Annotated in this window: 9 protein-coding genes and 2 pseudogenes; 2 read left to right on the forward strand and 9 right to left on the reverse strand. The window is 39.6% G+C overall.

From position 1 onward, the window contains the following. Window positions 1-22 precede the first annotated feature (22 nt). The 9 genes and pseudogenes from AVFI_RS07435 to AVFI_RS07470 all read right to left on the reverse strand — a co-directional run bounded on the left by AVFI_RS07435 (window position 23) and on the right by AVFI_RS07470 (window position 10,685). Entirely contained in the window at window positions 23-1,333 is a 1,311-nt protein-coding gene (locus tag AVFI_RS07435) for a BatD family protein (protein ID WP_054775236.1), read from the reverse strand. Continuing rightward, window positions 1,333-3,030 (reverse strand): vWA domain-containing protein, encoded by a 1,698-nt coding sequence (locus tag AVFI_RS07440; protein WP_188863345.1) that lies wholly within the window; start codon window positions 3,028-3,030, stop codon window positions 1,333-1,335. Before AVFI_RS07440 ends, AVFI_RS07435 begins: the two co-directional genes overlap by 1 nt. Continuing rightward, complete coding sequence (locus AVFI_RS07445; RefSeq protein WP_012533122.1) at window positions 3,023-4,093, reverse strand: vWA domain-containing protein; 1,071 nt, start codon at window positions 4,091-4,093, stop codon at window positions 3,023-3,025. Before AVFI_RS07445 ends, AVFI_RS07440 begins: the two co-directional genes overlap by 8 nt. Beyond that, window positions 4,083-4,622, reverse strand: coding sequence for a DUF4381 domain-containing protein (locus AVFI_RS07450; protein WP_188863344.1), 540 nt, complete (start codon window positions 4,620-4,622; stop codon window positions 4,083-4,085). The genes AVFI_RS07445 and AVFI_RS07450 overlap by 11 nt, the downstream gene beginning before the upstream one ends. Next, window positions 4,619-5,557, reverse strand: a complete 939-nt coding sequence (locus AVFI_RS07455) for a DUF58 domain-containing protein (protein WP_054775235.1) — start codon at window positions 5,555-5,557, stop codon at window positions 4,619-4,621. Before AVFI_RS07455 ends, AVFI_RS07450 begins: the two co-directional genes overlap by 4 nt. Before the next feature lie 8 nt (window positions 5,558-5,565). Then, window positions 5,566-5,913, reverse strand: a pseudogene (locus AVFI_RS20465) (AAA family ATPase); the annotation flags it as partial. Window positions 5,914-6,000: 87 nt separating this feature from the next. Next, a pseudogene (locus tag AVFI_RS20470) lies at window positions 6,001-6,579 on the reverse strand (AAA family ATPase); the annotation flags it as partial. Between the two features lie 80 nt (window positions 6,580-6,659). Next, on the reverse strand, window positions 6,660-8,936 hold the full coding sequence (locus AVFI_RS07465) for a multiheme c-type cytochrome (protein WP_188863343.1): 2,277 nt from the start codon (window positions 8,934-8,936) through the stop codon (window positions 6,660-6,662). 201 nt (window positions 8,937-9,137) lie between these two features. Beyond that, window positions 9,138-10,685 (reverse strand): arylsulfatase, encoded by a 1,548-nt coding sequence (locus tag AVFI_RS07470; RefSeq protein WP_188863342.1) that lies wholly within the window; start codon window positions 10,683-10,685, stop codon window positions 9,138-9,140. A 224-nt stretch (window positions 10,686-10,909) separates the two neighbouring features. Here AVFI_RS07470 and AVFI_RS07475 point away from each other — a divergent pair, with 224 nt between their 5' ends. Continuing rightward, window positions 10,910-12,460: an arylsulfatase gene (locus AVFI_RS07475; RefSeq protein ID WP_012533951.1), complete on the forward strand. Its 1,551-nt coding sequence runs from the start codon at window positions 10,910-10,912 to the stop codon at window positions 12,458-12,460. Between the two features lie 67 nt (window positions 12,461-12,527). After that, complete coding sequence (locus tag AVFI_RS07480; RefSeq protein ID WP_065640475.1) at window positions 12,528-13,433, forward strand: hypothetical protein; 906 nt, start codon at window positions 12,528-12,530, stop codon at window positions 13,431-13,433. Window positions 13,434-13,442 lie beyond the last annotated feature (9 nt).

Here is a 13,442-nt window from a genome sequence, read left to right on the forward strand (position 1 = left end):
CATCAGTTCTGTGTTGATTATCTTACTTTTTCTTTTTGTTTATTCGATACTTATTCAGCTGAGGCAAAGCCTTCTTAAATTTAATTCTTTCTCCTAATTGATATTTAGCAGTATCTCGACGACTAATTGCTTTCCATAACCGCTTAGATAGTGACGTTGTCACCTTCTTATTTTGAAATTGTGTTGTTTCACTCTGCCATTCTTGCTTGTTTTCATACGCTTTGAGCTCAACGAGACTATCTGTTTCTCTCAATAAACGATAAAGCAGCATTCTAACTGTTCCCCATTCCTCTTGATTTACCGCTCTAGAATATACGAGCCATGCCGGAAGTGGATGAGTTTGATAATAACGCACGGTTTTAATCGCAGCGACGATAATAAGAAGAAGAATGAATACACAAACTGCGAATGGTTTCCAATATTCAATAAACCAAGAGCGCAAAGTGTGTGATACCGCAAAGGTTTGTCCTTCAATATTAATCGTTTTTAATTCACCTGAATCAACATCCCACCAAACTAACTCAAGAGCAGGAAACGTAACTTCTCCACCCGTTTGTAATACATAAACGGAAGATTCTTCTCGTTGAGATAAATAGTCACCTCGAGTTTGTGTATCACTCAATTTAGGTGGTTGATTATAGGTTTGATAATGCGTGCTTGATGTCGCTGGCAAAATCTCAGGGATCAACATGGCAAGGGTATCAGCCCCTTTAATCGTAATCGTACGAGTTATCGAATCGCCAGCTTCGAGTTCTGAATTAGACGTATCCCATTTTTGTTGCACGGTAAAATCCAGCCCAGACACCCATTGTTGCTTATCATCAAGCAACCCAGATGGTTTCATTACTTTAAATGTTTGAGCTTGGGTATAAAGGGTTCCTGAGGCATTACCCACACCTTTTTTTGATACTTGCACTTTTACCGCCGTAGGAGGAATAACATAAGTACCTGCTTTTTGAGGATATAATGTCACTTCCCAGCGTTGATGCGTCCAAGTGACTCCGTTTTTGCGTTCAGTAAAATTGGTTGCAAGTTGATTACGTTGTTTAACTGCAACGTTGGGAATATCAATTGCAGCAATGCGAGTACCACCAGTAAACCACCTTGGAGTAACCACTTCTATATACAAAATAATTTGTTGATTAATGGCATATGCTTTCTGGTCTTCATCTGTTTTTGATGGTTCACTTAGCCACGTTTTAATGGATACATTATCCGAGCCATCCAGTTGAGTCGCGGCATGTATTTTCATACTAAAAACGATGGCGATAAGCAGAAAAAGCACATGACAGAAAAAGTAAATACCGCGTTGTTTATCAGTGTATTGAAACATCACTTTACCCCTCTCTCTTGTGGTTGAAGCGTATTTTCTTGTTCACGAAGTTGTAATTGAAACTTGGCACGCAAGAAATATTTTGGGTCTGCCTCAACACGACGAAGCCATTTGTCCGCCAACTCTTGACTTCCTAAGATCTCATTTGCATTTAAACTTTCTTTCGTCATTAAAGAAGAGTCTACTTCTTCATCTGCACCATCACCGGTTCTAGGTTTATCATCACCCAGTTCAAATGACTCTTCTGGGCCATCGGTCGTGCCTTTTTGGCTTTCACTCATCCGGTTGACCTCATCAACAATGCCTTGCATGACGTTTACGTTATTCTGCGTTTTTTCTTTTAAATCAGGAGCAAGATCTTTCTTTAACAACATACGATAGATGTCTCTCGCAGCAACATATTCTCTTTGTCGAGCCAACGCATTTGCCGCGTTAAACATTCCTAAATCAGATTTCACAGCAATAAAAGCACTGTGAGCTAACTTGTACTCACCTGCATAATAATACGCAGTGCCCTTCATTAATGGGTCTTGATAACTTTTTGCTGCTTTTAAATATTCTGATTTATCAAAATACCATTGCCCTTGTTGATCGGGGGTTAACCACAAATCCATCCACCAACCTGTCGTTTTTTCCCATAACGTCAATTCTTTAACAGGTTCTTGAGTTTTCGCTTTTAAACTTACGGTTTCTGCGTATGTTGGTATTGAATAAAATGTAGGGGAAACCAATACTACCACCAGACACCATTTTACTAGCCACCCTCTTCTGAACCATGACAACATAAGTAATGAAACAGGAAATAATAGGTAATAACCCATGTCTTTCCACGGCATAGCTGATTCATTATTTAATTGCATATGTCGCTCTACTTTACTGTTTAAGCTACGAACGTCGCTATCATCCACAGTGACGTTTATAACGCTTCCACCACTTTTATTGGCTAATTTTTTTAATGAGGCATAATCCATCGGATTGTCACTGGCTCTGTTTTCATTACCAGCAGCAAGCACAAGCAGTTGATGACGACGCTTAGAAAAATATTTCTCATAAGCCGCGATGGTCTCAGGGTTAGCGCCATCCGTAATTAATAACACGGTTCCCGCACTCTCTGTCCCTAATTGAGGCTCAATGAGTGGTAATGCACTTTCTGCATTCTTCCCTTCTATAGGCATGATATCTGGCTGAATCGCCGCTAAGAATGGCGCAAAAACGGAGTTATCTTTGGTTAACGGCATAGCCAAGTGTGACGTTCCTGAAAAGACAACAAGCCCTGTTTTCCCACCTTTACGTAATGCAATCAAATCTCGAATTTTTTGCTTAGAGCGCTCTAATCGATTCGGAGCTAGATCTTTTTGCAACATGGATTCACTATTATCTAATACAATAAGCAATGCGGCTTTATCTTCACCAAATGGCGAAGCCTCACGCTCCCATGTAGGACCAGCACAAACCACAATGGCTACGAGCATAGAAACAGCCAATAATTTTAGTGGTAGTTGTTTTTTCCAACCAACATCATTGACCGTTAGCACTGAACGGAGGTGTTTTGGTAATTCTTGCTGCCACTCATTTTTGCTGTCTTGTTTCCAACGTAAATAAATAACAATACTTAATGGAATCAAGGCCAATAGCCATAGTGGACGAATAAAATGAAATTCATTAACAATTTGTTGCCACATCAGAAGATCAAACATGCTTTTCTCCTGCTTTTTTTGAAGACGATGAAAAATGACGTCTAATAGTGGCAAAACCAAAGGCAAACAAATACATTGCAACAATTAGCATTGCTGGGTATTGGTGAATTGACTGCTTTGGTCGGTAAGTCGTACTTTCATAAAGTTGAGGTTCTAACTCACCAATTTCATCATAAGCTTGTTCTAATTCATCACGGTTAATCGCCTGGAATGCTTTACCTCCAGACTCTTTAGCAACACGATTAATGATGTTCATATCCAAGGCTTGCTCACCCACAGTTCGAGGATCACCCATTGCAATCATATGTATACGCACGCCTTTCGCTGCTGCAACTTTCGCGGCATCAATAGGTTCAACATAACTGCCAGTGTCGTTACCATCCGTTAAAACAATCGCGACTTTTTCTCGTGGTTTTGCATTTTCTTCTGCTGACGCTTTATCTTCGCTGCTCTGCTCAAACACTTTAATCGCAAGGCCGATAGCATCACCTAGGTGGGTACTTTGACCTGCCATTGCAACGTCTGTTTGATTCAACAATTCAAGCCAAACGGATTGATCAGCCGTGAATGGCGTTTGTACAAAGGCAGCATCACCAAATAAGATAAGTCCTAAACGATCGCCTTTGCGTGTCTTAACAAAATCGGCTAGTACTTCCTTTGTTGCTTCGAGACGTGAAATCTTCTTTACTGTGCCTGAATCTGATGATTGTTTAGAGACAAAGTCTTGCTCAGCCATTGAACCTGATAAATCCACCACAACCATGACATCACGGCCTAAACTTTCACGGGTTTGTGGTTCACCTAATATCGTTGGCTTTGTTAAAGCAAAAATAAGCAGACACCACGACACAACCAAAAATGCTTTTTGCCATAAACTTGCACTTAATTGGCTTGCCCCTTCTGATGGTTCCTCATCTAACGCTTTAACCAACACATCAAAAAATGGCACTTTAATCGCTGATTGCCGTGTTCGATATGCAGGTATAAACCAATATATTATCAATGGTAGAGGAAGCATCCATAACCAATATGGATTTGCTAATTCAAGTTGATCAAACGGCATAATCCTCTCCTTTTTTAACGTCTTGGCTCGCCGTTTTTATATCTTTGTGACTTTCTAACCAATTGATGCACAACGTAATTAGTGCAGCGGTTTCTTGCTCATTTAATGCTTTTTGTGATTGCACTAAAGATCGCATCCACTTCTCACCTAATTCTGAATGAAATGTCTCTTTGTCATCGCTTCCATATGAATCCAGCGCCTTCAAAAAAGCATCTCCAAATTGATTAGAGCGACGCGGGTCGATATACACTAATACCGCTTTCATCACTTCAAATATTTCATAACTGATGGATTGATTAGGTACTTGTGAATCTCGCAGTAATAAAAGCACATCCAATGCTTCACGACGATAACGATTTGTCCACCATCGTTTTAGCCATAACACACTTTTGTAGACAATAAATGCAAGCAATACACATGCGAGAATTTTCCATCCAATGGTTTGAGGAAACCAACTGACGTGCTCAGGAACCGTCACTTCACTTAATTTTTTTAATATATAACTGCTAGGTGGTTGATGTACGCTCATCGACGCCCTCCTATTGCACGCTTGAACTGCTCAATATGAGATCCTGACGTATCCACTTCTACAGTAGGAAGTCCTTTTGCTGCCATTAATTGAATAAGTTGTTCTTTTTTCAATGACTGATGCTCAGCAAGTCCTTTGTTCGCTAAATCAAACTTTTTGGCATCATTTAGGTTAATTTGAAAATCCCCATCACCAACAACCCATTCATTACTTAATGAGGGAAATGTTGATTCGAAAGGATCAGAGATAAGAACACCAAGCACATCATTATGCTTTTGAAGGTGTTTTAAATGAGTAACATCATCAGGCGTTGCACCACTCCAATCACTCAAAATAATAATCGTGGCTTCTTTGAGTTTTAAACGACCAAGCAGGGTGACAAATTGGGTAAAACTAACAGAATCAACATCGGTACTCGTCACGTTTAAAGATTGATTTGAACTTGCTAACAATTGCAATCGATGGAGTAAATCACCTTGAGAACGTTTTGGAGTCAACCAATGTAATTTCTCGGTTGCATTAATCACAAAACCAACACGATCACTGTCTTGCAAAATGCGCCATGCCGTTAAAGCAGCTAATTCTGCCGCAACAACCGATTTCATCGTATCGACCGACGAAAAAAACATACTACTGCGTTGATCAACACAGATAATAAAATTTCGATCTTTCTCTTCGGTATAGGAACGAACATGAGGTTTGCCTGTTCGCATGGTCACTTTCCAATCAAGGTTTCGGATATCATCCCCTAATTGGTAGTGTCTTAACTCTTCAAAATTTAATCCGCGTCCACGAAATACTGAAGAGTGACGACCAGACAATGCCGTCCCTGATTTTAGGTTAGGAAGCAAACTAAAAAAACCAGCTTGAGACTGTAATTTTACCAGTTTGCTATATTCACAGTGTATGCGTGCGTCTGTGCTTTTCTCTGTCATCAAAAGCCCTACCCAATAACAACGTGATCCAATAATTCATTTATCACCTGTTCTTGCGTTATACCATCCGCTAAAGCGTCATAACTTAACGTAACACGATGACCGAGAACTGAATGCGCCATTGCTCGAATATCATCGGGCTCTACATAATCTCTACCCTGTAACCAAGCATAAGCACGGGCACATTTATCTAATGCAATAGATGCTCGCGGACTTGAACCAACTTCAACCCAACGAGATAAATTAGATTCTTCGTAACGATCAGGCTTACGTGTCGCCATCACTAACGCCACAATATAACGCTCACTAATTTCTGAGACTTCAATTTTGGACAGCTCAGCTCTCGCTTGCATAACTACCGACGGATCCAATTGAATAGCATCAGGCTTAGGAGTCGTATCATTTTCTGAACACGCCTTATCCAATGGTTTTTTATCAAGATTTTCTTCGCTTCTTACTAAACGAATAATATCTAGTTCTGCATCATCATCAGGATAATCAACCGATACTTTCATAATAAAGCGGTCCATTTGCGCTTCTGGTAATGGGTATGTGCCTTCTTGCTCTACGGGGTTTTGTGTTGCTAATACCATAAACAAATCAGGCAAAGTATGTGTTCTATCGCCAACGGTGATCGTTCCTTCTGCCATTGCCTCTAAAAGCGCGGCTTGAACTTTGGCTGGTGCCCTATTGATTTCGTCCGCTAGAACGATACTGTTAAATATAGGGCCAGGCTGGAAATTCAATTGTGGTTTACCATTTTGCTCTTGGTAAACCTCTGTTCCGGTAACATCAGAAGGCAAAAGATCTGGAGTAAACTGAATACGACCAAATGATGTATGTAAATTATCAGCCAACGATTTTACTGATCGTGTTTTTGCCGTACCGGGCAAACCTTCAAGCAAAACATGACCTTGAGTAAGTAACCCAATAACTAATGAACGAACAACATGAGCTTGACCAATAACTGATTGCTCAACCTGTGACATAAGTGTATTTATTGCTTGTTGCGTTTGGTTCATGCTTCCTCCTAAACCCGATACGATTCGTTATCCATATTCATTGTATGTAAATTAACTATAACTATTGGTTATACACATCATTAATTGGGGTTCACCTGATTAAGACGTTGGTTTAATGAATTAATCACATTCTCAGGGGCGTATTTCTGTAATTCATTAATGCATGTTTTTGCTTTATTTGACTGATATTTCAATAACATGTCACATTGTGCAAATAAATGCTGAGGATTTCCGCTAATGGTAAAAGCACGCCCCAATGCATCTGCTGCTTGCTTAGCATTAAAGGATTCCATGGATAAGCCATATACATACCAATATTGAGCATTTTGTTTTTCTATCTGAGTCGCTTGTTTAAACCGCTCTGCCGCTTCCGCTTTTTGATTCAAACGTAAGAGCGATAATCCCGCACTATAACGAAGAGCTCCTGAATTAGGCTGCGCGTTAATGCCCTTTCTTAATATCTTGTATCCTTTATTTTCCTTACCTTGAGAGCGATATAAATCAGCAAGATTAACGTAACTATTCACAAAATACGGTTCTATCTCGATTGCTCCTAAATAGGCTTCTTCCGCTTTAGCTAACTCTCCCTGAGCACGGTATACATTACCTAAGTTTGTTCGACCAAAGCCTCTGTCAGAATTAAATTTTTGAATCTCGATGTATTCATCTAGTGCAGGTGACAACTGCTCTCTTTGTAATGGATTCAATTCAGACCAATAAGCAGCTAAAGCGCCTGCTGTTTCTGTTCTAATCGCTAATACAGGATCGGTTAATAAAGGAGAGATAATTTGCCAACGATCAACTGCCTTATAACCCGCAGAACCTTGAATGGCTCCTAACCTTATTAGCTCATCATTATTTTTAACCGCTCGTCCTAAAGCCACTAAGGTATTTTTACTTGGGAAAGCGCTTAATCTCTGTAATGCAGATCCTCTGATTATTCCTGCTTGTTTCGCATCTTGAGCGGTATAAGACAATGCATCACCGGCTCCTCGATAATGAATATCTGATGCATAGAATGCCACGGCAAAGTGTTGTTGGTTTCTATACGGAGAATCAGGAAACCATTGCCCAACTTGCTCATCAGCCCAAACATCATCTTTATCTTCATGGCATTGAGTACAGACGTTCGGAGTACCAATGTTCTTACTAAGATCGGGTCTTGGTATTTGCCAACTGTGATCACGCCTTGCATCAACTCCCATATAAACCGTTTCAGGCATATGGCACGTCGTACATTGAGAGGCTTCCGTATTGGCTAAATGAAAGGTGTGTTTCTCTGGTGTGTATTCTGATGCGATATGACATTGACTGCATATTGCTTCTTCAGGAATGCTTAATTTTGTTGTGTGAGGATCATGACAATTTGTACATGTCACTCCTTTTTTGGCCATTTTTGACTGCATAAATGAACCATAAACATAGTCTTCATCATAAATTTGGCCATCATTATGATAAAGCTCTGGTGTAATTAAACTAGGAAGGTAGCTATCCAGTAAAGAACGTTCATCAAGTTCACCTTTTGTATGTGCTTGCGCCTCATTTAATTGAGTTCTACGACTATGACACTGGGCACATACGGTAATTTGATCCGTTTTGTGAATGGCTTTTGGTTGAAGAATGGATGAACCTTGTTTAAATACCCACTCTTTTACTGATTTACTCAGATCGCGATCAAAACCATAATGAAGTCCAATAACACCCTCTTGCTTTTTGCTCCATTTAATATGCTCGCTCGCTGGACCATGACACGCTTCACAACTGACATTTATTTCTGACCATGACGTTTCATAACTGTTTTTCTCTGAATCGTAATTTTTTTGTACATTGGTTGAGTGGCAATCCGCGCACATGAAATTCCAATTTTGCCCTGTATTAGTCCAATAAAATTCGTCCGTTTTTTCCATATCAGGGTATAAATGATACCAACGTTGACCACCCTGATTTTTGTGTCTTGAATCCCACGCAAATGGAATTAATTGAATTCGCCCATCGTCAAACTCAACCATGTATTGTTGTAATGGTTCGAACCCAAATGTATAGCTAATTTTATAATCATGAAACTGACCATCAGGCCCTTCAATATTGACCCAATACTCTTTGCCTTTTTTGAAAAATCGGTTGGTTTTGCCTTCAAACTCAAAGATAGCATTATCAAAATCGCCAAATACACTACTTTTATCCGCATGTTTCATCGCCATATCATGATCCGATCCCTGCCAAGCATCAACGGCTTCTTTATGACAATCAATACAAGATTCGCTACCAATAAAATCAGCAGAAAATACAGTTGGTGAAAACAACATAATATTCACCCACATTACCAAAAATACGTAGGTAAGTTTTTTCTTAGTCATATATATCCTTATACATCTTGACCATAATTCTGATTTCAAAAGTAAACAAATAGCTATAAATTAGATATAGTTCACTTGTTATAAACTTTCCATTTAACTCATTGATTTTGCGTGTTCCCTCTTAATTTCTATTGCAATGCCTTTATATAAAAAGGGGCTCCGAAGAGCCCTCTTAATGAAGAACTGCCATAATAAATTAAGTTATTTACTATGAGGCTGTTGAAGTTTTTCCATTACCTGATCAAGACCAAAGCTTGCTGCTTTTTGACGAGGTGGGAACTCTTCAAATGTTTCTAAGTATTTTCCTACATAAGCTTGCGCAGGGACGAACATATAAGCGTGGTCTAGCAACCAATCATAATAAGTATTCGACGTTACATCAGCGACTTCATATGGGTCCATACGCAGGTTAAATAGTTTAGGTACTCGTAAGGTGACAAACGGTTCAGCCCAAATTTGAAGCGTGCCCTTCACACGTTGCTCCATAAATACCGCTTTCCACTTGTTATAACGAAGTGCCGCTAAATCACCATCATCAGTGAAGTAGAAGATTTCTTCACGACGGCCTTTCTCTTCTTCACCAGTGAGGTAAGGAAGGAAATTATAGCCATCTAAATGGTTTTTAAAGCTCTTATTACCCAGTTTGGTTCCTTTTTTCAGATCCTTTTTAATATGATCATTACCTGCTGCGGCTGCAAACGTTGGCAACCAATCCATGTGGTGCATGATTTCATTAGATACGACACCCGGTTCAATTTTACCCGGCCAACGCACCATTGCAGGAACACGGTATGCCCCTTCCCAGTTGGTATTTTTCTCACTACGGAATGGGGTTGTACCCGCATCTGGCCATGAGTTCATATGAGGACCATTATCGGTAGAATAGAAAACAATGGTGTTATCTTTAATACCTAGTTTATCCACGGTTTTTAACAGTTCACCCACGTGGTTATCGTGCTCAACCATACCATCAGCATAGTTACTAATGCCTGTTGAACCTTGTAATTCAGGCTTTACGTGAGTTCTAAAGTGCATACGAGTTGCATTCCACCATACAAAGAATGGCTTATCCGCTTTTACCGCTCGTCCCATAAAATCAATGGCTGCAGAAACCGTTTCATCATCCACCGTTTCCATACGTTTACGAGTCAGAGGACCGGTATCTTCAATCTTGCCATCAGCAAACGATTTAATGACACCACGAGGACCAAATTTTTTGCGGAATTCAGGGTCTTTTGGATAGTCAATATTTTCAGGTTCTTCTTCGGCATTTAGATGGTAAAGGTTACCAAAAAATTCGTCAAAGCCATGTGCTGTAGGAAGGAATTCGTCTTTATCACCAAGGTGGTTTTTACCAAATTGCCCTGTCATGTAGCCCATTGGTTTAAGTACTTCAGCGATCGTTGCGTCTTCAGCTTGTAGACCGATATCTGCACCAGGTAAACCAACTTTACTTAGACCTGTTCGTAATACACTTTGACCAGTTATAAACGTTGAACGACCAGCAGTACACGATTGCTCTGCGTAATAGTCGGTAAACATCATCCCTTCTTTTGCTATGCTATCAATGTTTGGGGTTTTGTATCCCATCAAACCAAAGGTATACGCACTGATATTTGATAGACCAATATCATCACCCCAAATAACCAGAATATTTGGTTTCTCTGCTGCTAATGTATACCCAGAAGCTCCCATTAACACTGCACTTAGTATTGTTAATCTACGCTTCGTTCCTTTTTTGACTTCCATATAAACTCCTGTTTCCATTGATAAAAAGAGCATCATTAAAGGTATAGTACATAAACCTAAAACTGACAACGGAATATACAACAATAATTTTACTTTTTAACTACATAACCGCTAGTTATGAGCTTAATAACCAATTCCAACACATCGTTTTTTCCGCTTTTGCAGCATAATGCCGTTTCCTTTCCAATATCATCTAGCTGAAATCATTCGTTCAGGAGATACAGATGAACAAAATAGTAAAAAAAACGGCCATTGCAACGGGTCTTGCTTTATCAGGGATCCAAGTGGCCTATGCTGCAGCTCAACCAAATATCCTTGTGATTTTTGGTGATGATATTGGTTACGGCAATATCTCTGCTTATAACCAAGGCATGCTTGGCTATCAAACACCGAATATTGATAGCATTGCAAATGATGGTGCCCTCTTTACCACTTATTACGGTCAGCAATCTTGCACGGCAGGACGTTCAGCTTTTATTACAGGTCAAATGCCTATCCGTACAGGCTTAACTAAAGTTGGACTACCCGGTGCTAAACAAGGTCTGCAGGAACAAGACATTACACTTGCTCAAACCTTAAAGGATCAAGGTTACGTTACTGGTCAATTTGGTAAAAACCACCTTGGTGACCGTGATGACATGCTGCCAACGAACCATGGTTTTGATGAATTCTTTGGCAACCTTTACCACCTAAATGCTGAAGAAGAACCAGAAAATGCAGACTACCCTAAAGATCCTGCTTTCCGTAAAAACTTTGGACCTCGTGGTGTTATTCACTCATACGCCGATGGAAAAATCGAAGATACGGGCCCTCTAACTCGAAAACGTATGGAAACCGTCGATGAAGAAACGCTTGATGCGGCGATGAACTTCATGACAAAAGCAGTAAAAGCCGACAAACCGTTCTTCACTTGGTACAACGCGACTCGCATGCATATAAGAACTCATGTTAAAGCTGAAAACTCAGGTAAAACAGGGCTTGGTGACTATGCAGATGGCATGGTTGAACATGACAATATTGTTGGTGACCTGCTTGATAAAGTCGATGACCTTGGTATCAGTGATAACACTGTCATCATTTATACAACTGATAACGGTCCGATGAATGCGACATGGCCTGACGCTGCATTTAGTCCATTCCGAGGGGAGAAAAATACAGGTTGGGAAGGCGGTTTCCGCGTACCAGCCGTTATAAAATGGCCGGGACACATCAAAGCTGGCACAAAACTTAGTGGCATGTTTGCTGGTGAAGACTGGCTACCAACACTAACAGCAATCGCTGGTAATAAAGACATTAAGCAACAACTACTCAAAGGCTACAAAGCGGATAATGGTAAAACGTACAAAAACCACTTAGACGGTTATAACCAAGTTAACTACCTAACAGGCAAATCAAAAGAGAGTGCTCGTCAAGAATTCTTCTATTGGTCTGATGATGGTGACCTACTGGCTATGCGTGACGGCCGTTGGAAAATGCACTTCAAGATACAAGAAAACCAAGGTTGGAAAGTATGGACACGTGAACTTACCAACCTACGTATGCCAATGATCTTCGATATGCAAGTAGACCCATATGAAAAAGCAGATCAAGGCTTTGGGTATGATGAATGGGTTTTTGATCATGTATTTTTACTTGTTCCTACTCAAGCAAAAGTGGCGAAAATGATGGAAAGCTTTAAAGAGTTCCCACCACGTCAAGAAATTCCAAGCTTCTCTGTCGATAAAGTAATGCAACAGATGAAAAACATGGAAAAAGTCGCAGACGCTCATAAATAACACAAACAAAACTTAGGGCTCATATGGGCCCTATTTTGCTATTTATAAGATACATAAAGGTAAACCTATGCAGATAAATGCAAACTTTACATTTGATGAGTTCAGTGAAAAATTATGGTCAATATTTCATGGACAAGCCTTAATCACAAAATTCAGTTTTCCATTAAATGATGCCTGCTTCTCATTTAAGTATCTGAAACGAAATAATGTAAATTTTTACCTATTTGAAAGCCCTGACCCATTCTCTTTATTTAGTTTTCAGCTTCCTTCTACGCCACAACCAAAGACATTGTTATTACTCGATGTAAATAATACAGGCATGCTTTTTAATGGCATTCTATGTGAAGAACACCAATTTGCTTTAATTTCAGAAAAAAGCCAACAACCATTTTGCTTACAAATACCACCTAATAGCCCTATTTTGGTATGCGATATCAATACCGATAACAAACAATTTCACCAACTTTGCGGTAGCTTGGTACCTGTAGGTATTGATATAAAATACGCAGAAGAATTAAAAACTGCCGTCCGTAATGCAAGCAATATGTTTCCAAATAATCAATCAAATGTAGGGGCAACCTTGCTGATGCATATTGTCGAGCTTTTATCTTTACATCCAATTCCAATGCGCCGACAAGCATTAATGGGAAGAAGCCGTTTACCAAGACGCAATTTTATTCCTAAGTGTATTGATTATATGATGGAAATGTCTTCAACCGATGCTATTAATAAACTATCTAAAGAAAAAAATATTTCAGAAAAAACCATTAGAAATGCGTTTAAAGAAATGATTGGATTTACCCCAAAAGAATTTGAACAAATCAGTAAACTTTTTGCCTTTCGTCGAGCATTAAAACAACCAGATATCAAAACTGTTTTTGAAGCCGCAATTGCAAGTGATGTATATCGATGGTCACGTTATGCTAGTCGTTATTCTAAAATATTCAATGAATTACCACTTCAAACACTTTGAGAAAGCTCT

Source organism: Aliivibrio fischeri ATCC 7744 = JCM 18803 = DSM 507 (assembly GCF_023983475.1).
GTDB lineage: Bacteria > Pseudomonadota > Gammaproteobacteria > Enterobacterales > Vibrionaceae > Aliivibrio > Aliivibrio fischeri.

Coding starts and splice junctions, on each gene's coding strand:
- AVFI_RS07455 (WP_054775235.1), bottom strand. CDS start 5,557: ATGACAGAGAAAAGCACAGACGCACGCATACACTGTGAATATAGCAAA.
- AVFI_RS07450 (WP_188863344.1), bottom strand. CDS start 4,622: ATGAGCGTACATCAACCACCTAGCAGTTATATATTAAAAAAATTAAGT.
- AVFI_RS07475 (WP_012533951.1), top strand. CDS start 10,910: ATGAACAAAATAGTAAAAAAAACGGCCATTGCAACGGGTCTTGCTTTA.
- AVFI_RS07465 (WP_188863343.1), bottom strand. CDS start 8,936: ATGACTAAGAAAAAACTTACCTACGTATTTTTGGTAATGTGGGTGAAT.
- AVFI_RS07470 (WP_188863342.1), bottom strand. CDS start 10,685: ATGGAAGTCAAAAAAGGAACGAAGCGTAGATTAACAATACTAAGTGCA.
- AVFI_RS07445 (WP_012533122.1), bottom strand. CDS start 4,093: ATGCCGTTTGATCAACTTGAATTAGCAAATCCATATTGGTTATGGATG.
- AVFI_RS07440 (WP_188863345.1), bottom strand. CDS start 3,030: ATGTTTGATCTTCTGATGTGGCAACAAATTGTTAATGAATTTCATTTT.
- AVFI_RS07480 (WP_065640475.1), top strand. CDS start 12,528: ATGCAGATAAATGCAAACTTTACATTTGATGAGTTCAGTGAAAAATTA.
- AVFI_RS07435 (WP_054775236.1), bottom strand. CDS start 1,333: ATGTTTCAATACACTGATAAACAACGCGGTATTTACTTTTTCTGTCAT.